The organism is Tateyamaria sp. (assembly GCF_039940735.1).
Taxonomy (GTDB): Bacteria; Pseudomonadota; Alphaproteobacteria; order Rhodobacterales; family Rhodobacteraceae; genus Tateyamaria.
In genome coordinates this window covers 1-20472 of the sequence record NZ_JBDVGB010000033.1, presented here as the reverse complement: position 1 = coordinate 20472, position 20472 = coordinate 1, and the positions used below count along the sequence as shown (strand labels likewise).

Genomic DNA, 20472 nt, shown 5'->3' with positions numbered 1-20472 from the left:
TACTGCGTGCCCGCTACTGAGGCATGGGGCGGCTGGCCAGCGCGGTGTCGGCGGCATCAAATGGGTTCTCAGGATAGCTGACACCAGCCAGATACAAACCCATGGAAGGCGCTACAGTTCCGCAAGCAGACCGCGTGCGCGCGGCCAACGCGTCTTTGATGTGATCAGGGGTCCATGACCCGGACCCGACGCGTTCGAGCGTGCCCACAAAGCTGCGCACCTGATTGTGCAGGAATGACCGGGCGCGCACATCGAACTGGATTTCGGGACCATGTGTGCCTTCGATACGGGTCACGTCCAAACGTTCCAACGTCTTGATCGGGCTTTCTGCTTGGCAAATAGTCGACCGGAAGGTGGTAAAATCATGCTTGCCGAGCAAGTGTTTTGCCCCGGCCTGCATCGCATCCACATCAAGTGGGTGTTTGACCTGCCAGACCAATCCCTTGAGGTGGGTTGCAGGCGCGCGCCGCATCAGGATGCGATAGATATAACGCCGCTCGCGGGCGCCAAATCGCGCGTGCCAATCTGACGGCGCACGGGCACAATCTACAATGGCCACTGGCACTTTGTGCAAATGAAAATTCAGCGCTTCGGACAACCGGAACGGCGCCCAGTCTCGTTGCAGGTCGCAATGCGCCACCTGTGCAAGCCCGTGCACGCCAGCATCGGTGCGCCCGGCGGCGGCAATATTGTGCGTCCCCGGTTCAAGTTGGGCCAAAGCCGTTTCAATCGCACCCTGCACAGAGGGGCGATCATTCTGGCGCTGCCACCCCGAAAAGGGTGCGCCGTGGTATTCGATTTTCAAAGCATAGCGAGGCATGGCCGCCCCCTACCGCCAAATGCGCGCCCAAGCAACGGTGCAGCGTGAACCACGACAAAAGAGGGGCGCGCCCGCACCCGATCCCACCACTGGCGATATGACGTTTGACACCCTATGTTGGCACGCAAGCCCAAAGGAGAACGCCACGTGGTTCTGACGACAATTGCCGACAGTGTTTTGGATGTCGCACAAGGCATCTATGACACTGGTTCTGATCTTGTGGGCACACCAACCATTCGGTTGGGCGTTACCGGGCTTGCGCGATCGGGCAAGACGGTGTTCATCACATCGCTTGTCGCAAACCTGCTGGATCGGGGGCGAATGCCGCATCTTTTGGCCGCCAGCGAAGGGCGCATTGCTGCGGCCTATCTGCAAACGCAACCTGATGACACGGTGCCGCGGTTTGACTTTGAAACGCATATGGGCGCGCTGACGGGCACGCCGCCGCGCTGGCCGGAAAGCACTCGCGCGGTCAGCGAATTGCGGGTGTCTTTGCGGGTCAAACCAAATGGTTTGTTGGCGGGCTTACAGGGGCCACGGACCATCCACCTTGATATCATTGATTATCCCGGCGAATGGTTGCTTGATTTGGGGTTGATGGATCAAACCTATGAAGAATGGTCCGCCGCCACCCTCAAGCGGCTAGAAACCCGTTCGGTCGGTGCTGCATATCTTGCGCTGGCCACAGACACCGACGGTGCTGCACGACTGGACGAAGTCCAGGCGAAAACCTTGTCGCAGACTTTTACCGACTATTTGAACGCGGCGCGCGGTGCAGGGTTTTATGATTGCACGCCGGGGCGTTTCCTGTTGCCCGGTGATCTGGCCGGAAGCCCTGTTTTGACTTTCGCACCTTTGGCCGCGGGCGATGATCCGCGCCGGTCCTTGCGCCGGGAAATGATCCGCCGCTTTGAGGCCTATAAGGCCCAAGTCGTACGCCCTTTCTTTCGCGACCATTTTTCGCGCATCGACCGCCAAGTCGTGCTGGTCGATGCGCTGGGCGCGATCCACAATGGACCTGCGGCCGTTGAAGACATGCGCGGCGCGATGACCGACATACTTGGGGCGTTCAAACCGGGGCGTAATGCCTTCCTGACAAAGCTGTTTCGAGGCAAGCGGGTGGAAAAAATCCTGTTTGCGGCCACCAAAGCCGACCATTTGCACCACGCGCAACATGGTCGTTTGACCGCAATTATGGCGGCCCTGACACGCGAAGCCCGCGACCATGCGCGTTTTGCAGGGGCCGAAACCGAAGCACTGGCGCTGGCCTCGCTACGAGCCACGACCGAAGACACGATGACCCACGCGGGCGCGCCGCTTGACGTGGTGCGCGGCACCTTGCTTGATACGGGCAAACAGGCTGCTTTTTATCCCGGCGCGCTTCCTGATGATCCCGCGCATATCTTGTCCGCCGCCAAGGGTGGTGCAGACAAGTGGTTGGACGAGGATTACCAAGTGATGCACTTTGCCCCAGCGCCTCTGACACTGCGGCCGGGGGACGGGCCGCCGCACATGCGCATGGATCGGGCCGCACAGTTTCTGATCGGTGACAAGTTATGACTGCGCTCGTCTTGCGCGCAGCTCGCAGCACGGACGCGGGCAAAGTGGGCGCGATACTGTCCGAATTCATCGATACAACCCCTTGGATGCCACGCATTCACACTCGGGCCGAAGATATTGGTTTTGCAGCGAATATGATCGATCGTGGATGGGTGACGGTGGCCGAGGCTGATGCACAAGTCGCAGGGTTTTCCGCCCAAGCAGGCACAGAACTGCACGCGCTTTACGTGGCAGAGGCACCGCGCGGCAAGGGCATCGGCGCGGCCTTGTTGCAGGCGGCAATGGCGCAAACCGATCAGCTGACCTTGTGGACCTTTCAGGCCAACACCCGGGCGCAGACCTTTTATACCCGCCACGGCTTTGCCCAAAAAGAACACACAGACGGTGCCCGCAACGACGAAGGCCTGCCGGACATCCGCTTTGAATGGCAAAGGGAGACTGCGTGATGGCCAAAGGCCCTGTTTTGATCGAACTTGACGACACAGCCCCACCCCCTGTGGCCGAAGCCCCGCCTGTGCCTGACACCGACGTGCCCGCACCAACCGGTGTTGCGATGCAAATGGCGGCAAAGACCATGGCGGGCAAACCATCACGGATCGCGCGGCTGTTTTGGGCCGTGACGGGTGCGTTGCTTGGTGCGATCATCAGCACGGCTGCGTGGGATTTTGTCACCGGCTGGATTGAACGCACGCCGATTGTAGGCTGGGCGGTGGCGGGGCTGATTGCGCTCTTTGTGCTTGTTTTGCTGACAATCGCAGTGCGCGAACTGGCCGCTTTGAATCGCTTGGCCCGCGTTGATGGCTTGCGACATGCGGCATCACAGGCGCTGGAAACCCACGATCTTGGTGCGGCGCGCCGCGTTGTGGACAAGCTGGTGACCCTGTACCGCGGCCGCGCTGACACCGATTGGGGCCTGACGCGGTTGGCTGAACTGCGCGGCGATCAGATGGATGCGGCCGGCTTGATCGCTTTGGCTGATGACACGCTGCTGTCTTCGCTGGATCGAGCCGCCGAACGCGAAGTTGCCGCCGCCGCACGCCAAGTTGCTACAGTCACTGCTTTGGTGCCTTTGGCGCTGGCTGATGTTGTGGCGGCCCTGACTTCGAACTTACGGATGATCCGTCGCGTCGCCGAAATTTACGGCGGGCGTGGCGGGGTGCTGGGCAGTTGGCGGCTGACACGCGCGGTGATGACACACCTTGTTGCGACCGGGGCCGTTGCCGTTGGGGACGACATGTTGGAACCGATTTTGGGTGGCTCAATTCTGGGCAAAATATCTCGCCGCTTCGGAGAAGGTCTGGTGAACGGTGCGCTGACTGCACGGGTTGGCGTGGCCGCAATGGAAGTGTGCCGCCCGCTGGCTTTTCAGGCCGGACAACGCCCCAAAGCGCGTCATTTGGTAAAACAGGCATTGGGTGGGTTGTTTGTGGCCGGAAAGACGGATGGTTAGTGGCATACATGTTGTGATTGAAATTCGAATTCAAAAACAACGGACTAAGTGCGTTTTGGTGCGGTTTTCGATTCCGACTGTCGGCATGCGCATCCTGTAAAGGTCTGGAATACCCCGCCTTTTTCGCAAAGAAGACCGCCCCTATTTTGCGGGCAGTGCAAGGAGTGGATTATGGAAGCGATTTTGGTGTTGCTGGGCCTCGTGGTCTTGGCCGTTCCCATAGCCGTCGTGTATTTATTGGTATCTCAATCGGGCCTGCGCGCGCGCGTTGTGCAGCTTGAACGCAAGATTGCGCAGCTGGCCGACACCCAAGGCACCTCAAGCAAAATTGCCCCCGACGTCGCGGTTCAATCTGCACTACCACGTGTTAAACCGCAGGCGACGACCCCGGATGCCGCGCCTGAAGCTGCGAAAGCTCCAAAACCACAGCCGGTCACTGCCCGTACCGCCCCGGCGCAAGAAACGATTATCAAAGAACCGACCGGACCAAGTCGCGCCACCCTTGTCATTGCGTGGGCTGCGGCCAATTGGTTTTACGTCGTTTCGGCCTTGTCGCTGGCGCTCGCCGGTCTGTTTTTGGTGCAATACGGTGTCGAAAACGGGCTACTGCCACCCGCAGCCCGCGTTTTGGCTGCCATGGGCTTTGGCGGCGCATTGATTGGCGCGGGCGAATGGATCCGGCGGCGCTATGGCGATGGACCGGATGCTGCGACGGCCTATTTGCCGTCCGTCTTTTCCGGAGCAGGCCTTGTGTCCCTGTTCGGTGGCGTGGTCGCCGCGCGCCTGCTTTATGATCTGATCGGGGTCGAGGTCGCTTTTGTTGGCATGGCCGCAGTCGGTTTGCTGGGCGTTGTTTTAGGCTGGATGCATGGCCCGCTTTTGACTGCCGTGGGTGTCATCGGCGCGTTTGTGGCCCCGATGCTTGTGGGCAGTTCCGTGCCTGCGACCAACTGGCTGTATCTGTATTTTGCAATCGTGACGGCCGTTGGTCTTGGTGTTGATACGTGGCGGCGCTGGGGGTGGGTGTCCGTGCTTAGCGTTGCTTTGGGCTTTTTGATGGGTTGGTTGACCGTGCTGGGTAGCAGCATGGAATTGTTGCTTGGGTTCATGGGGTACGCAGGTGCGCTTGCTATCTTGGCAATTGTTGTGCCCGCACGGTCAATCCTGCCTGATCATAACGGTGTGCTGATCAGTGAATGGGCGATGAACGCCGCAGGCCCGCGCCCCGCGTTTCCAACTGTGCTGGCGGGCAGTGCCGTCGCGGCGGCAGTTGCTGCTTTGGTGTTTGCAGCACCCAACTGGATCGAGATGTTTTGGCCGTCAGTTGTGTTGTTGGCCCTTTTGGCGGTCTTATTAACCGTGTGGTCAACCTCTGGCCCGGCTTTACAGGATGCGGCTGCTTTGCCGATCCTTGGTGCTGTGGCCGTTGTCGCGATCGAGGGCACAGAGCGCGGTGGTGTTGTGCGTGATTTTGCCGCCACCTACAGCGAAAATATCGAGGCAGCTTTTCCAACACAGGTCACGACCCTGTGGGCCATCGGTTTGGGCCTAAGTTTGCTGGCTGCGGGGCGCGCGTTGCGTCCCGGCCTTGGATTGGTTTGGGCTTTAGGGGCAGCTTTGATCGCGCCGGCCATGGCGATCGCGCTTGAAGTCACTTGGCAGCCTGCGCTGGTGATCGGGGCCTATCCTTGGGCGCTGCACGCGATGGCGATGGCGGTGGTGATGGTGGGCCTTGCTGTGCGATTTGCGCGCATAGACGGGGCAAACAAAACGCGGATGTCGCTGTTTGTCCTATCGGCCCTTGCGTCGATCAGTTTCGCGATGGTGTTGGTGCTGTCCTTGTCAGCCTTGACGGTTGCGCTGGCAATCACGGTGCTGGCGGCTGCCCTTTTAGATCGACGGTTTGATTTGCCACTGATGCAGATCGTGGTCGTCGTTGGCGTGGTGGCCGTCGGGGCGCGGTTGATCGCGGATCCGGGGTTGGAATGGGCGTTGGTTGCCCCGGTGTGGGAAATCCTGCTGGCCTATGGGGGTGCGTTGGCGGCCTTTGTCGCGTCTCTTTGGGCATTGCAGCGCAAGCAGCGCACAACAGCGCAGGTGATGCTGGATACTGGTGCGTGGTCGACGGGGGGTACTTTGATTTCGGTGTTGTTGTTCCGCTTGCTGGAAAACGTGACGGGCGCTGACAACAATGCGACCCATTGGGCGATGGGCCTTTATGCGACGATCTGGTTGGGGTTGATGATGGCGCAACTGTTGCGGTTGGAATCCCTGACAGGCGTGCTGAGCCTTGTGCGCGCACTTTTGGCTGTGGTCTTTGGTTTTACCGGTTTGGGTGCTTTGCTGTTGGGGCTGACGGTGTTGTCGCCTTTGGTGACCGACTGGGGCGGAGACGTGGCGGGGCCTGCGTTGTTGAACACCTTGCTTGTGGCCTATTTGCTGCCTGCCGGGGTGCTGGCGTTGGGGGCATGGCGCTTGCGGACCCGTTTGTTGCGGCTTGGGTTTTTTGGCGTTTCTATCGCCCTGGCTGCGGTTTGGGGTTTTGCGGCGTTGCGCCATATCTGGCAAGGCGCGGCTGGGATGACATTGGACCATGGTTTCCTACAACCCGAGCTTTACAGCTATACCGTGGCGCTTTTGGTGGTGGGGGCTGGGTTGTTTTACCAATCACTGGCGCGGGCTTCGACGGTGCTGCGCCGCGCGGGGTTGGTGGTCATTGGGTTGGCGGTCGCCAAGGTGTTCTTGATCGATATTTCGGACCTTGAGGGGCTGACACGCGTGCTTTCACTGGTGGTGCTGGGCCTGTCTTTGGCGGCATTGGCGTGGCTGAACCGTTGGGCGCAGACCCGTTATGACGACACCTAACGCAGCGGATCACCGCGCGGGAAGGCGGGCAGAACCGTGCCGCAGACCAGATGGGTCAGCAGGCGCGGGACAGGTGGGATCATCGAGGCTGGAAACAGCAGGCGATCTCGCAAAACCGGCAACCAGCGGCTGTCTGATTGGTACTGCGGGGTGAAAGCCCAGCTCATTGCTTGATACGTTCGCACGTGCCAGCGGCGAGCTTTGGCAAAGGCGGGCAGGGCCTGTGCGACGGGGTGGGCTTTGAGTGCACGTGCTAGCGCATAGGCATCCAAAAGCGCCATGTTAGCACCTTGTCCCAGCTGTGGGCTGGCGCGGTGGGCCGCGTCCCCGATATGGGCGATCCGATCTGCATAGGGTGTTGCCAGCGTGCCGTGGGCATAGCGCGCCATGGTCAGCTGATCTGGGTCGGTGATTTGCGCGGCGAAGTCAGCAAAGGCGGGCCAGAGGCTGGCTGCTTGATCCTGCCATGCTGCAAGCCCGCCCGTGCGCCACGCGTCATAGCCCCCCTGAGGCAACGACCAAAAGATTGCGGCCATTGGTTTTTCCTGCCCCGGCGGGGTGCCAATCGGCAAAATCCCCACCATGTTAGAGGCCTTGCGGTAGGTTTGACGCAGCTCGTCTTTTGGTAGTTTGCTCGCCTCGGGCCAATCCACATTGGCCCAAAGCGCGCCGTAGGGCAGGTCTGTGGCCGACATTGGCGATAGGGGCGAATGCGCGCCCAAGGCATCGACAATCAGGTCAAACGGTTCTGTCATGGTGCCATCCGCAAGGGTCAAAACCCCGGCATGGGCCTGCGTCACCTGTGCGCCGGTCCGAACCTTTGTTCCGCTGGCAATGGCGCTGTCCCACAAAGCCTGAAACAGCGCATTTCTATGCAGGGCAAGGCCTTTGCGCTGGCCGTTTGCGCGGTCATACCACACATCAAGCACCCGGCGCCCGCTGTCGCCCTCGTGGCCCAACATCCGGTGCACGAGATTGCCCGTCGCGATGGTTTCGTCCAGAACGCCGCAAACCTTTAGAACGGCTTGCCCTACGGGTTGGATGACCAGCCCCGAACCGACGGGTTCAGGGGCCAAGAACTGATCAAACAGCGTGACATCCGCGCCGTTCTGTCTAAGCAAAATGGCGGTGGCCAACCCACCAATACCAGCTCCTGCGATGGCAATTTTCATCCGTGTTCCCTTTGTTTGAACCCTGAGAATACTGGTTTGTGCCACGGGGGCCATAGGGCATTCGAACGTGAGGTGGTTTGATCCAAAGGAGCACCTCGCGGTGCACATCATTTTTAGGGGTCTTGTAGAGCCCGCCGCGCGCGTTTTATAAGTCGCGCATGTTGTATGTGATCCGCAATGTACGAATTATGTCCCCGGCGCTCTAAAGAGACGCCGGACAAAGGTGCTTGAGCTTATCGCACCGCCCATGCCATTCCTCGCTTTAAATGACCTATGAAGGACGCCACCCATGTGCGCCGACACGCCCGAGTATAAAACCACACTAAACTTGCCCAAGACCGATTTCCCAATGCGCGCAGGCCTGCCCAAGCGCGAGCCCCAGTGGCTGGAGCGCTGGGCGCGTATTGGGGTGTATGATCGTTTGCGCGAAAAGGCCGTTGCGGCTGAGGGTGCGCGTGCGCCGTTTACGCTGCACGATGGACCGCCCTATGCCAACGGGCATTTGCATATCGGTCACGCGCTGAACAAAACGATCAAGGATATGATCGTGCGTTCGCATCAGATGATGGGGCGCGATGCGCGCTACATCCCGGGTTGGGATTGTCACGGTTTGCCCATCGAGTGGAAGATCGAGGAACAGTACCGCAAGAAGGGCCGCAACAAGGACGACGTGCCGATCAACGAATTCCGGGCCGAGTGTCGTGAGTTTGCGGCCGGCTGGGTTGATATTCAACGCAACGAGTTCAAGCGTTTGGGTGTGCAGGGCAATTGGGATCAGCCGTACCTGACCATGGATTTCCACGCAGAACGTGTGATTGCCGAAGAGTTCATGAAGTTCCTGATGAACGGCACGCTATATCAGGGGTCTAAGCCTGTGATGTGGAGCCCTGTTGAGCAGACGGCATTGGCCGAGGCCGAAGTTGAATACCACGATAAGGACAGCTTTACGGTTTGGGTGAAGTTTCAGGTTGTCGGCACGGGCGATGCTTCGTTGGACAGTGCCAAAGTGGTGATCTGGACGACGACCCCTTGGACGATGCCATCCAACAAGGCAGTCGTTTACGGCGAGAATATTTCCTATGGCCTTTACGAAGTCACGGGCCGCCCTGAGGAATGCTGGGCCGATGTGGGCGAACGGTTTATTCTTGCCGACAACTTGGCGGCAGACGTCATGGGTCGCGCGCGGCTTGAAGATGGCATGTGGAAACGTGTGAGCGATGTTTCGAACGATGATTTGGCCAAGATCACGCTGACCCACCCCCTTGCCGGTGCGACAGATGGCAACGGTGAATGGGACGACATCCGCGATTTCCGCGCGGCTGACTTTGTCACCGACACCGAAGGCACAGGTTTCGTGCACTGTGCGCCCAGCCACGGTCTTGAGGAATACGAACTGTACCGCGACCTTGGCATGCTCGAAAAAGTCATCACCTACAACGTGAACCCCGACGGGCGCTTTCGCGATGATCTGCCGTTCTTTGGCGGCAAGGCGATCCTGAAGCCCAATGGCAAAGAGGGCAATGCCAACGCTGCCGTGATCGACAAACTGGCCGAAGTCGGCGGGCTGCTCGCGCGTGGCAAGATCAAGCACAGCTATCCGCATTCGTGGCGCTCCAAAGCGCCGGTGATCTATCGCAACACGCCGCAGTGGTTTGCCGCCATCGACAAGCCCGTGGGCGACGGTTTGGACACCCATGGCAAGACTATCCGTGAACGTGCCTTGACCGAGATCGACAACGTCAATTGGACACCCAAATCGGGCCGCAACCGCCTGCATTCGATGATGGAGGCACGCCCGGATTGGGTCTTGTCCCGTCAACGTGCATGGGGCGTGCCGCTGACGTGCTTTACCAAGAAAGGCGCGCTGCCCACGGATGATGATTTCTTGCTACGCAATCCACAGGTCAACCGCCGCATCACCAGCGCGTTTGAGGCCGAAGGCGCGGATGCATGGTATGATGAGGACGCCAAGCAGCGCTTTCTTGAAGGCGTTGTGAACCCGGATGATTACGAGCAGGTCGTGGACATTCTGGATGTGTGGTTTGATTCCGGATCGACCCACGCGTTCACCTTGCGGGACCGCGAAGACGGGTCCGAAGACGGGATCGCCGATGTCTATATGGAAGGCACGGATCAGCACCGCGGTTGGTTCCATTCCTCGCTTTTGCAATCAGTCGGCACCACCGGACGGGCGCCGTACCGTAATGTAGTGACGCACGGGTTCACGCTGGATGCCAAGGGCATGAAGATGTCCAAATCCATCGGCAATACCATCGTGCCGGAAAAAGTGATCGAACAGTACGGCGCAGATATTCTGCGCCTTTGGGTGGCGCAGGCGGATTATACCGCTGATCAGCGTATCGGGCCTGAAATCCTGAAAGGTGTGGCCGACAGCTATCGCCGTTTGCGCAATACGATGCGGTATATGCTGGGGTCTTTGGCGGACTTTACGGAAAACGACCGGGTCGCGCCCGAGGACATGCCAGAGCTTGAACAACTGGTGCTGCACCGCTTGGCAGAGTTGGATCAAACTGTGCGCGAAGGCTATGCAGCCTTTGATTTCCAACGCGTGGTGTCGGCGGTGTTTAACTTTGCCACGGTCGATCTGTCGTCGTTCTATTTCGATGTGCGCAAGGATGCGCTGTATTGCGACGGCGACACGTTGCAACGCCGGTCTGCGCGCACGGTGCTTGATATCCTGTTCCACCGTTTGACCACATGGCTTGCGCCTGTGCTGGTCTTTACGATGGAGGAAGTCTGGCTTGAGCGAAATCCTGGTGAAGACAGCTCGGTGCACCTGACTGACATGCCCGACACACCTGCTGAATGGCGCAACGATGCGCTGGCGTCAAAATGGGCCGGCATTCGCGCTGCGCGCCGTGTTGTGACGGCAGCTTTGGAAGTGCAACGTACCGACAAGGTGATTGGGGCGTCACTTGAGGCGGGTCCTGTCGTCTATGTCGAAGACGGCGCGTTGGCCGAGGTGCTTGGTTCAGTGCCTTTCGATGACATCTGTATCACGTCCGTCATTTCGGTAACGACCGATGCGGCCCCTGAGGGTGCATTCCAATTGCCAGATGTGGCGGGCATCGCAGTGGTGTTTGAAAAGGCCCAAGGCGGCAAATGCGAGCGCTGCTGGAAAGTGTTGCCAGATGTGGGCACGCACAGCCATTCAGGTGTCTGTGGGCGTTGCGCCGCGGCGTTGGGTTAAAGGCGGAGGACACCTCCGCCTTACTGTCGGGCGTTAAGTAAGGTGCACGTGTCGTGCACCATTGCTTAGTAAAAGTTCTGCGGGTCGATATCGACAGCGAGCCGCAGATCACCTTTAAGCCGCAGCGGCTTGATCCAGTGCGCAATTGCGTTTTGCAACGCGACGCCCTTGCCCGCTTTGACCAGCAAGCGCACCCGATGACGCCCCCGCACACGCGCGATGGGGGCAGGGGCGGGGCCAAACACTTGTGCGCCTATGCGCGTCAGGGGGGCCGTGTTGCGCGCCAGCGCGTTGGCCGCATCAAACACAGCCGCCACATCTGGCCCGCTTAGGATAATCCCGGCCATGCGGCCATAGGGCGGCACGCCCGCCGCTTCGCGTTCTGCCGCCTCGGCACGCCAAAACCCTTCCTCATCCCCGGCCAGAATCGCCCGTATCACCGGGTGTTCGGGTTGGAATGTCTGCAACAGCGCCGTGCCGGGTTTTTCGGCCCGTCCCGCACGCCCCGCCACCTGTCGCATCAGCTGAAACGTGCGTTCGGCGGCCCGCAAATCCGACCCTTGCAGACCCAGATCCGCATCAATCACCCCCACCAAGGTGAGGTTGGGAAAATTGTGCCCTTTGGCGACCAATTGCGTGCCAATCACAACGTCCGCGCCACCTGCCGCGATGTTTTCGATTTCAGCCTTTAAGGCCCGTGCCGATCCGTACATGTCCGAACTCAGCACGGCGACGCGGGCATCGGGAAACAGCATGACCGCCTCTTCGCCTAACCGTTCGACGCCGGGTCCGACAGGGGCCATGCGGTCTTCGGCCTCGCAGGACGGGCAGGTGGTCGGCATCGGCTTTGTTTCGCCGCATTGATGGCACATCAAGCGCTTGAGAAACCGGTGTTCCACCATGCGCGCGTCACATTGATCGCACCCCACTTGATGCCCACACGCACGACATAACGTGATGGGGGCAAAACCGCGACGGTTCAAAAACAACATCGCCTGTTCGCCTGCCTCAAGACGTTTGTCGACCTCGCGTTTCAGAGTATCCGACACCCACCGATCCGAAGGCAGTTTTTCGCCGCGCATATCCAGCGCTTTCATGGTCGGCATGACCGCCGGGCCAAAGCGCGATTCCAGATCAAGGCGGGTGTACTTACCGCTTTGCGCATTGGCCCAAGATTCAAGCGACGGCGTGGCAGACGACAACACCACCTGCGCGCCCAACAGCGATGCGCGCAGCACAGCCATGTCGCGGGCGTTGTACAACACGCCTTCTTCTTGCTTGTAGGACGTGTCGTGTTCCTCATCGACCACGATTAGTCCAAGGTTTTGATACGGCAAAAACAAAGCCGAGCGCGCACCGATCACCAGTTGCGCATTGCCTTGGCCAACCATGCGCCAGATGCGGCGGCGTTCGGTCATGGTCGCACCAGAATGCCACTCGGCAGGGCGCGCGCCGAACCGCACCTCGACCCGTGTTAGGAATTCGGCCGTCAGCGCGATCTCTGGCAACAGCACAAGGGCCTGTCGCCCCGCGCGCAAGCAGGCGGCGACCGCCTCAAGGTACACTTCGGTCTTGCCTGATCCCGTCACACCGCGCAGCAAGGTGGTGCCGTACGTGCCCGCCGCCACAGCGCTTGCCACATGGTCCGCCGCTTTGGCCTGATCTGGGGTCAGTTCCTTGCTGGGGCGCGAGGGGTCAAGCGGGGGGAAGGGCAGATCGCGCGGGCTGTCTTGTTCGGCAACGGCACCGTGTTTCACCAGCCCCTTGATGACCGACGAAGTCACGCCGGACAATTCGGCCAATTCCTTGAGGGTGAAAGACAGATCGCCATATTCGGCCAGAAATTCCAACACGCGCGTGCGCGCATCTGTCATGCGATCGGGTTCGCCCGTGCCGCGGCGATAGATTTTCTGCATCGATGGCGGGTCACCCAAACCCGGTGCGCGGGTGGCAAGGCGCAGCATCGCAGGCATCGGCGTCAGGGTGTAGGCGGCGGCCTTGCGCAAGAAATCGCGCATTTCTGTGCGCATCGGCGCGACATCCAAAACGCGCATGACACTGCGCACCTTGGCGTAATCATAATCCCCGGCACCCGGTCCCCAAACCACGCCCAACACTTTGCGTGGACCCAATGGTACCTCGACAAAGGCACCCAAATGGCAGCCCCCTTCGGGTGCTTTGTAATCTAACGCACGGTCCAAGGGTTGCGTTGTCATGACCGCAACGAGCGCGCCTTCGTCGAAAAACGAGGGGCTCATGGGGCGCATCGGTTTATGTGGGGTTTTCGCTTCACCCGCCATGAGGTAAAGCCTGATTAAGCAAACGCCAAGCCATCAATGAGGACCGCGCCATGAAATTCTTTGTAGATACCGCCGAGATCGACGCCATTGCAGAACTGAACGACCTTGGGATGGTTGATGGGGTCACAACGAACCCATCGCTGATCTTGAAATCGGGCCGTGACATTTTGGAAGTGACCAAAGAAATTTGTGATCTGGTCGAAGGGCCCGTCAGCGCCGAAGTGGTTGCCCTTGAATCCGATGCCATGATCGCCGAAGGGCGCAAACTGGCCGAGATCGCGGAAAACATCACCGTCAAGCTGCCCCTCACATGGGACGGGTTGAAAGCCTGTAAGGTGCTGTCGGGCGAAGGCAAATTGGTCAACGTCACGTTGTGTTTTTCCGCCAACCAAGCGCTGCTGGCGGCGAAAGCAGGGGCGACGTTTATTTCCCCGTTCATTGGACGCTTGGACGATATCCACATCGATGGCATGGATTTGATCGAAGATATCCGCACAATTTACGACAACTATGGCTTTGAAACCGAGATTTTGGCCGCCTCAATCCGTTCAGTTGGGCACATCACTCAGTGCGCGCTGGTGGGGGCTGACGTGATCACGGCACCGCCAGAAGTCATCAAGAAATTGGCCGGGCACCCGCTGACAAATGCGGGCCTTGATCAGTTCATGAAAGATTGGGCCAAAACGGGCCAGAATATCCTGTAAACTCAGGAGCTTCCGGCCCGCCGCAGCAACACACGCAACATATCCGGTCCGAGGGGGAAAAGCCCGGACTGGACTCCGTGAGCGGTGGTTTGCGGTGTCTGTGTCATGACGTTTGTATGCGTGATTCTTCGAATTCAATCATGGGGAGAAGGCATGGGCGGTTCCCCCCTTTCCTGACGCCAATGCGCAACAACTTGGTGGATGCAGCGATTTTTTAGAACTTCAGGGCAGATTTCCATGCTGCCCTGTGCTAAGAACCCGCAAAACGAATAAGAGACCGGTATGAGCAGCCAACCCAAGATTGATGACGCCCTGCGTGAGGCGATTATTTCTCGTCCCGATGTGATTTTGGACGACAAGGATTTGATGCATGCCCTGATTGCGGCCAACGAACGTGCGATGGGCGGCAATATCGTTGATTTACGTGGGCTGGCGATGGAACGCCTTGAGGCGCGCCTTGATCGGCTTGAGGACACGCATCGCTCGGTGATTGCGGCGGCTTACGAAAACCTTGCGGGCACTAATCAAGTGCACCGTGCGATTTTACGGATGCTCGACCCGCTGGAATTTGAACAATTCTTACGCGACCTTGCCGGCGAAGTGGGTGAAATCCTGCGCGTTGATGCGGTCAAGCTGGTGTTGGAATCAGTGCAAAACGACAACGATCCGTCCGTTAAACGCCTTGGTGATGTGCTGAACGTCGCCGAACCGGGCTTTATTGACAGCTACTTAACCCAAGGGCGCGGTGGCAATGTGCGCCAGGTCACTTTGCGTCAGGTGCAAGATGTGGATCCGACGATTTACGGTGATCAGGGCGATTGGATCCGCTCTGAGGCATGTCTCAAACTTGATTTTGGCGATGGGCGTTTGCCGGGCCTGTTGGTGATGGGCGCCGAAGATCCGCACATGTTTGGCCCGCAGCAAGGCACTGATTTGCTGGCGTTTTTCACGGGCGTTTTTGAACGCGCGATGCGGCGCTGGCTGGGATGACCTTAATCTCTGCCGCGGCCCGAGATGCGCTAGAAGGGTTTTTGGCCCATCAAAGCGCGATCAAGGGCGCGGCGGAAAACACAGTTACGGCCTATTGCGGCGACATCACTGAGTTTTTGGCCTTTATGACGCTCCATTCTGGGCAAACCCAAGGGCTGGGCGCTTTGGCACGCATCGGGACGCCGGACATGCGCGCATGGATGGCACGCACGCGCTCTGGCGGGGTGGGGCCGCGATCGCTTGCGCGCAAATTGTCGGCGGTCAAAGCGTTTTACAAGTGGCTAGCGGTCCGCGAAGGGTTTGAACCCACAGCCGTTCTATCCACCCGCGCACCTAAGTTTACCAAGAAGCTGCCGCGCCCAATTTCCGAAGAGTCGGCGCGCGATGTGCTGGATATTGCGCCGTTGCAATCGGACAAGCCTTGGGTGGGATTGCGCGACACGGCTGTTCTAACGTTGCTTTGGGGCTGTGGTTTGCGGATATCCGAAGCGCTTGGCCTGCAAGGGCGTGACGCCCCGTTGCCACAGGTCGTGCGGATTATCGGCAAGGGCGGCAAAGAACGCATTGTGCCGGTGATTGATGCGGCGCGCAGTGCGGTTGATGCCTATGTGACGGCCTGTCCTTATGATTTGCCGGACGATGGCCCGCTGTTTCGCGCGATTCGCGGCGGTGCCTTAGCGCCGCGCGCCATTCAAAAAGTCATGTCCAATGCGCGCATGCAGTTGGGGCTGCCGTCTTCTGCCACGCCGCACGCGATGCGCCACAGCTTTGCCACGCATTTGTTGAACGCTGGTGGTGATTTGCGCGCGATTCAGGAGCTTTTGGGCCATGCGTCACTGTCCACGACACAGGCCTACACGGCCGTGGACACGGTTCGGCTTATGGATGTGTACGCCAAAGCCCATCCAAAGGCCTAAAATCACGTAAAAGTGCGCATAGATCGCAAGTCATTTTTGCAAAGCTGTGCAAAGATGTATTATAGCATACCAGCGTATGCAAAATTCTGATTGATAACTTAGGGGACCACACATGATCCGCAAACTCGCGATGGCCGCCGTTCTGACGGTAGCTGCAGGTGCAGCAAGCGCCCAAGATTGTACTGCAGTCACAGTCGAAGACCAGTTTGACCTGACCGAAGAGCAAATCGGCGTACTGTACGAATGCTTGTCCGAAAAAATGGCGACTGGCTATGCCAAAGAAGGTGACGCAATTGCCGCGAACTACCGTGATTGGGCCCCAACCGCGACGCGTGCGGCTGTTGCTGGTGCACACCAGAACCGCCTGCTGAACACCTTCGCGAACGATATCGCTGCAGAGCAATATCTGAAGTTCGAAGAAGAAGGCGTTGTGATGCCGATCGGTTCGATCCTTGCCAAAGAATCGATCACGATTTCGCTGAAGAAAAAAGCGGCGCGTCCTGGTCCTTTGTTCACCATGATCAAAGTCGGTACCGACCTGGCGCCTGACGCGGGTGGCTGGCTTTATGGCGGCATCCAGCCAAACGGCAAAGTTATGAAAGTCAAACAGTCTTTCTGCCACGACTGCCACGTTGGTTGGGAAGCACAAGATAGCTTGGGTTACCCTGTGCACGAAGTGCGCCTCGGCAACTAAGTTGATCTTTTAGACTAAGTTTAAAGAAGGCCGTCCCATCTAGATGGGGCGGCCTTTTTTGCGTTTGCAACCTTGTGACTGATGTCGCATGAAACAGACATGACCAAAAGATATCTTGCGCTGTACGTCCACTTGCTGACCGCTACGGGTGCCGTGTTTGCCATGTTGGCGATGCTGGCGGCTGTAGAGGGCAAATGGGACTTAATGTTCTTGTGGTTGGTTGTCGCCTTTTTCGTCGATGGGATCGACGGACCTTTGGCGCGCAAGTTTGATGTGAAGACTCATGCACCCGAATTTGACGGCGTGTTGTTGGATCTTATCATCGACTACCTGACCTATGTTTTTATCCCTGCGTTTGCGCTGTTTAAGTCGGGGCTGATGGATGGTTGGACGGGGTGGGTTGCAATCATTCTGATCACCTTTGCCTCGGCGCTTTATTTTTGCGACACGCGGATGAAAACCAAGGACAACTCCTTTTCCGGGTTTCCGGGGTGCTGGAATATGGTGGTTCTGGTGATTTTTGCGCTTGAGCCGAATTTCTGGGTGTCTTTGACTTTGGTCAGTGTGCTGGCTGTCGCGATGTTCTTGCCACTGAAATTCGTCCACCCGGTGCGGACAGAACGGTGGCGGAGTGTGACACTGCCGATGGCTTTGGCTTGGACGTTCTTTGCCGGTTGGGCCGCGTGGGTGGGTTTCCACCCTGAAAGCTGGGCGCATTGGGGGCTGGTTGTCACGTCGATCTATCTGGTGTTCACCGGGATTGCCCAGCAACTGTTCCCGCAACGATAAAGCGCCCGTCTTCAGGTTTCGAAAATGAGGCGGAAACTGAAACAGTTTCCGTGCACCTGTTTTCCGACACGAAAAACAATCGGATTTTGCCCCAAAGTCCGGTTCTAAATAAGGAAACCGCCAGCTTTTTCATGGCGCAGCAGGGCGACTTTTGTTTCGACCCCGCCTGCACCTGAAAATCCAGTTAATCCTTTAGCCCCCATAACCCGGTGGCACGGAATAATGACTGGGATCGGATTGCCGCCACAGGCTTGCCCAACAACTTGCGCCGGAATACCGAGCTGTTTGGCGATGTCGCCGTATGTGACCGTGTCGCCAAAGGGTATCGCCGCCATCGCGGCACAAACATCGCGTTGCACCTGAGAGCCCCCCACGCGTAACGGCAAGTCAAACGCCGTCAGTGTCCCTTTGTCGTAGGCACGCAATTGCGCGATGGTCGCATCAAGTACATCGGACTCATCTGTGCGCCCTGAACGCCCCCAGTCAAGACGCACAATAGCGCCGTTTTCTTCGGCCACAGTTAACGCGCCAAACTGCGTTTCTATATCACGGTGTAACATGATTTAACCTTGGCTGACCCTAGGCCCGATACGCAACCCGGAACCTGTGCATCCCAACACGCTTACTTGTGCTTTTTGAATCCTCGCCAGCAGGCATCAAAAGGCGTAAGGCAACATATATGTCCCGCTTTGTCCCTCTTGCAGACTCAGGCACTTTGCCTAAATGGCGACGCCCCAAAGCGCTGTTGTTTCTGATGGCGTTTGCGATGCCGATCGCCTTTTCCGTTTGGCTGGCGCTACTGAACAACTTTGTGGTTGAGGCCGCAAACTTTGATGGGCGCGACATTGGGCTGTTGCATGCGGTCCGTGAAATTCCCGGCTTTCTGGCTGTTGGCGTTATCGCGGTCATCATGTTCATGCGCGAGCAGGTGCTGGGGCTTATTTCACTGATCATGCTTGGCCTTGCCACGGCTGTTACTGCACAATTCCCCGAATTGACCGGCATCTTGATCCTGACCTTCATCAGCTCGGTTGGGTATCACTATTACGAAACGGTCAACCAATCGCTGCAACTGCAATGGTTGACGAAAGCCGAAGCGCCGCAAATGCTGGGCTGGCTGCTGTCAGCCGCGTCTTGCGCCACGTTTATTGTCTATTTCATCATCATGGTGCTGTGGGAGCCGCTTAGCTTGACCTACAACACGGTTTATATGGTGGGCGGCGGCATCACGGCCGGGGTCGCTGTTTTTGCCATGCTTGCCTATCCGCAATTCGAAGCGCCGCACCCCCAACTCAAAACCATCGTTTTGCGTCGCCGCTATTGGCTTTATTACGCGCTGCAATTTATGGCCGGGGCGCGACGCCAGATCTTTATGGTGTTTGCAGGCTTTATGATGGTCGAAAAGTTCGGCTTTGAAGTGCATGAACTGACGGCGCTGTACCTGATCAACCTTGTGGTCAACATTTTGGTGGCTCCGATCCTTGGTAGAGTCGTTGCGCGTTTTGGTGAACAAAAGGCGCTGATCTTTGAATATAGCGGCCTTGTGCTGGTGTTTCTCGCTTACGGAGGCGTCTATTTCCTTGGTTGGGGTTTGATGGTCGCCGCAGCGCTTTACGTGATCGACCACATCTTTTTTGGTTTGGCGCTGGCCCTTAAGACCTACTTCCAGAAAATCGCCGCCCCCGGAGACATCGCGCCAACGGCCGCCGTGGCCTTTACTATAAACCACATCGCAGCCGTCGGCCTGCCACTGCCTTTGGGACTGTTGTGGCTGGTCTCACCCGGGGCCGTGTTCTTTTTGGCCGCAGGTATGGCGGCGGTTTCGCTGACACTTGCGCTGTTGATCCCGCGCCACCCGGTGCCGGGTTATGAAACACGCCTAGCTGCGATTTTGCCAACCCCGGCGGAGTAACTATGGCACAGGGGCGGTTCCTGACTGGGTCGACCATGGGCCATGTGGTGCGCATGACGGCAACAGGGGCCTTTGGCATCACCTTTGTGTTTCTGGTCGACGCGGCCAATTTGTTGTGGATTTCGCAGCTGGGCCAGCCGCAACTTGTGGCGGCCATTGGGTTTGCCTATGCGATCCAGTTCTTTTCCGTGTCCTCGGGTGTGGGGTTGATGATCGCCGCCACCGCCCTGGTGTCGCGTCGTATCGGAGAGGGCGAAACCGATACCGCTCGCCGCCAAGCCGGAGCAACAATCGCAATTTCCTGTGCGATCCAAGGTCTCGTGGCTTTGATTGTGGTGACGCTGCGCCATGACCTTGTGGCGTTTGCCGGGGCAACTGGGGAAACGGCGCGGCTGGCTGCACGCTACCTTGCGTGGACGGTGCCGTCACTTGTGCCGATGGCTGTGGCCTTTGCGGCATCGGGCACTTTACGCGCCGAAGGGTTGGGGGCCAAGGCGATGTATGTCACGCTGATTTCAGGCGCTTTGCTGATGGTGCTTGACCCAATCTTTATCATTTGGTGGGGGCTTGGGCTGGACGGCGCGGCCCTTGGGCTTGTGCTGTTCCGCTTTTGCCTCATGGGGCTGGCGCTGTTCTTTGCCGCCTATCAGCACAACCTGATCGCGCGGCCCACTTGGGATGGGGTGCGCGCCACATGGGCCCCCTATATGGCCATCGCGCTGCCTGCGATTGCCACGCAAATGGCGACGCCTGCGGGCAACTATTTCCTGACAATCATTATGGCGCGGTTTGGCGATGATGCCGTTGCCGCGTGGGCCGTGGTGGGGCGACTGACGGTTCTGGCCTTTGGAGGCATCTTTGCACTGTCGGGGGCCATTGGTGGCATTTTTGGCCAGAACTTTGGGGCAGGGCACTATGACCGGTTGCGCAGTACCTATCGCGATGCGTTGATTTTTTGCGCCATCTACACGCTTGTCACTTGGGCTTTGCTATGGGCCGTCACGCCGTTGGTTGTCGACGGCTTTGGGCTGACGGGGCAGGGGGCCGAGGTGCTGCGCGCCTTTACCACCGTGGGGGCGGGGGGCTTT

General features: G+C 58.6%; 16 protein-coding genes. 12 read left to right on the top strand and 4 right to left on the bottom strand.

The window, feature by feature from the left end; translation table 11 throughout:
- Positions 1-13: 13 nt before the first annotated feature.
- Positions 14-820, bottom strand: a complete 807-nt coding sequence (gene truA, locus ABJF76_RS05975) for a tRNA pseudouridine(38-40) synthase TruA (protein WP_413819893.1) — start codon at positions 818-820, stop codon at positions 14-16.
- 147 nt (positions 821-967) lie between these two features.
- Here truA and ABJF76_RS05970 point away from each other — a divergent pair, with 147 nt between their 5' ends.
- The 4 genes from ABJF76_RS05970 to ABJF76_RS05955 all read left to right on the top strand — a co-directional run bounded on the left by ABJF76_RS05970 (position 968) and on the right by ABJF76_RS05955 (position 6695).
- Positions 968-2380 carry a YcjX family protein gene (locus ABJF76_RS05970; RefSeq protein ID WP_413819894.1) on the top strand — a complete coding sequence of 471 codons (1413 nt, stop codon included), beginning with the start codon at positions 968-970 and terminating at the stop codon, positions 2378-2380.
- A complete protein-coding gene (locus ABJF76_RS05965; protein ID WP_413819895.1) occupies positions 2377-2826 on the top strand; it encodes an N-acetyltransferase family protein in 450 nt (149 codons plus the stop codon). Before ABJF76_RS05970 ends, ABJF76_RS05965 begins: the two co-directional genes overlap by 4 nt.
- Complete coding sequence (locus ABJF76_RS05960) at positions 2826-3830, top strand: YcjF family protein (RefSeq protein ID WP_413819896.1); 1005 nt, start codon at positions 2826-2828, stop codon at positions 3828-3830. The genes ABJF76_RS05965 and ABJF76_RS05960 overlap by 1 nt, the downstream gene beginning before the upstream one ends.
- A gap of 171 nt (positions 3831-4001) precedes the next feature.
- Entirely contained in the window at positions 4002-6695 is a 2694-nt protein-coding gene (locus ABJF76_RS05955) for a DUF2339 domain-containing protein (protein WP_413819897.1), read from the top strand.
- Here ABJF76_RS05955 and ABJF76_RS05950 read toward each other — a convergent pair.
- Positions 6692-7867 (bottom strand): FAD-dependent oxidoreductase, encoded by a 1176-nt coding sequence (locus tag ABJF76_RS05950; protein ID WP_413819898.1) that lies wholly within the window; start codon positions 7865-7867, stop codon positions 6692-6694. The two genes, ABJF76_RS05955 and ABJF76_RS05950, sit on opposite strands and share 4 nt — an antisense overlap.
- Before the next feature lie 289 nt (positions 7868-8156).
- Between ABJF76_RS05950 and ileS the strand changes: the two genes are divergently transcribed.
- The gene (gene ileS / locus ABJF76_RS05945) at positions 8157-11078 is read left to right on the top strand and encodes an isoleucine--tRNA ligase (RefSeq protein WP_413819899.1); all 2922 of its coding nucleotides are present in this window, start codon (positions 8157-8159) and stop codon (positions 11076-11078) included.
- Between the two features lie 65 nt (positions 11079-11143).
- On the opposite strand, the gene ABJF76_RS05940 is transcribed toward ileS, so the two are convergent.
- Positions 11144-13336: a primosomal protein N' gene (locus ABJF76_RS05940; RefSeq protein WP_413819900.1), complete on the bottom strand. Its 2193-nt coding sequence runs from the start codon at positions 13334-13336 to the stop codon at positions 11144-11146.
- 92 nt (positions 13337-13428) lie between these two features.
- Between ABJF76_RS05940 and fsa the strand changes: the two genes are divergently transcribed.
- From fsa to ABJF76_RS05915, 5 genes are all read left to right on the top strand, one after another.
- Complete coding sequence (fsa, locus tag ABJF76_RS05935) at positions 13429-14082, top strand: fructose-6-phosphate aldolase (RefSeq protein ID WP_413819901.1); 654 nt, start codon at positions 13429-13431, stop codon at positions 14080-14082.
- A 282-nt stretch (positions 14083-14364) separates the two neighbouring features.
- Positions 14365-15072 (top strand): DUF484 family protein, encoded by a 708-nt coding sequence (locus ABJF76_RS05930; protein ID WP_413819902.1) that lies wholly within the window; start codon positions 14365-14367, stop codon positions 15070-15072.
- Positions 15069-15989, top strand: coding sequence for a tyrosine recombinase XerC (locus ABJF76_RS05925; RefSeq protein WP_413819903.1), 921 nt, complete (start codon positions 15069-15071; stop codon positions 15987-15989). The genes ABJF76_RS05930 and ABJF76_RS05925 overlap by 4 nt, the downstream gene beginning before the upstream one ends.
- A 112-nt stretch (positions 15990-16101) precedes the next feature.
- Positions 16102-16683, top strand: coding sequence for a cytochrome P460 family protein (locus ABJF76_RS05920; RefSeq protein WP_413819904.1), 582 nt, complete (start codon positions 16102-16104; stop codon positions 16681-16683).
- A 99-nt stretch (positions 16684-16782) separates the two neighbouring features.
- Positions 16783-17472 (top strand): CDP-alcohol phosphatidyltransferase family protein, encoded by a 690-nt coding sequence (locus ABJF76_RS05915; RefSeq protein WP_413819905.1) that lies wholly within the window; start codon positions 16783-16785, stop codon positions 17470-17472.
- A 104-nt stretch (positions 17473-17576) separates the two neighbouring features.
- Here the strand turns inward: ABJF76_RS05915 and ABJF76_RS05910 are convergent, their stop codons facing one another.
- Positions 17577-18032 carry a methylated-DNA--[protein]-cysteine S-methyltransferase gene (locus tag ABJF76_RS05910; RefSeq protein WP_413819906.1) on the bottom strand — a complete coding sequence of 152 codons (456 nt, stop codon included), beginning with the start codon at positions 18030-18032 and terminating at the stop codon, positions 17577-17579.
- A 119-nt stretch (positions 18033-18151) separates the two neighbouring features.
- On the opposite strand from ABJF76_RS05910, the gene ABJF76_RS05905 reads away from it, so the two are divergent.
- Together ABJF76_RS05905 and ABJF76_RS05900 are read left to right on the top strand one after the other, a co-directional pair.
- Positions 18152-19384, top strand: a complete 1233-nt coding sequence (locus tag ABJF76_RS05905) for an MFS transporter (protein WP_413819907.1) — start codon at positions 18152-18154, stop codon at positions 19382-19384.
- 2 nt (positions 19385-19386) lie between these two features.
- A partial coding sequence (locus ABJF76_RS05900; protein WP_413822539.1) for an MATE family efflux transporter occupies positions 19387-20472 on the top strand: 1086 nt, incomplete at its 3' end.

Bases quoted from the DNA above. Each gene is read 5' to 3' on its own strand.
- ABJF76_RS05955 (WP_413819897.1), top strand. From the start codon at position 4,002: ATGGAAGCGATTTTGGTGTTGCTGGGCCTCGTGGTCTTGGCCGTTCCC.
- ABJF76_RS05905 (WP_413819907.1), top strand. From the start codon at position 18,152: ATGTCCCGCTTTGTCCCTCTTGCAGACTCAGGCACTTTGCCTAAATGG.
- ileS (WP_413819899.1), top strand. From the start codon at position 8,157: ATGTGCGCCGACACGCCCGAGTATAAAACCACACTAAACTTGCCCAAG.
- truA (WP_413819893.1), bottom strand. From the start codon at position 820: ATGCCTCGCTATGCTTTGAAAATCGAATACCACGGCGCACCCTTTTCG.
- ABJF76_RS05940 (WP_413819900.1), bottom strand. From the start codon at position 13,336: ATGAGCCCCTCGTTTTTCGACGAAGGCGCGCTCGTTGCGGTCATGACA.
- ABJF76_RS05965 (WP_413819895.1), top strand. From the start codon at position 2,377: ATGACTGCGCTCGTCTTGCGCGCAGCTCGCAGCACGGACGCGGGCAAA.
- fsa (WP_413819901.1), top strand. From the start codon at position 13,429: ATGAAATTCTTTGTAGATACCGCCGAGATCGACGCCATTGCAGAACTG.
- ABJF76_RS05910 (WP_413819906.1), bottom strand. From the start codon at position 18,032: ATGTTACACCGTGATATAGAAACGCAGTTTGGCGCGTTAACTGTGGCC.
- ABJF76_RS05925 (WP_413819903.1), top strand. From the start codon at position 15,069: ATGACCTTAATCTCTGCCGCGGCCCGAGATGCGCTAGAAGGGTTTTTG.
- ABJF76_RS05960 (WP_413819896.1), top strand. From the start codon at position 2,826: ATGGCCAAAGGCCCTGTTTTGATCGAACTTGACGACACAGCCCCACCC.
- ABJF76_RS05930 (WP_413819902.1), top strand. From the start codon at position 14,365: ATGAGCAGCCAACCCAAGATTGATGACGCCCTGCGTGAGGCGATTATT.
- ABJF76_RS05915 (WP_413819905.1), top strand. From the start codon at position 16,783: ATGACCAAAAGATATCTTGCGCTGTACGTCCACTTGCTGACCGCTACG.
- ABJF76_RS05920 (WP_413819904.1), top strand. From the start codon at position 16,102: ATGATCCGCAAACTCGCGATGGCCGCCGTTCTGACGGTAGCTGCAGGT.
- ABJF76_RS05950 (WP_413819898.1), bottom strand. From the start codon at position 7,867: ATGAAAATTGCCATCGCAGGAGCTGGTATTGGTGGGTTGGCCACCGCC.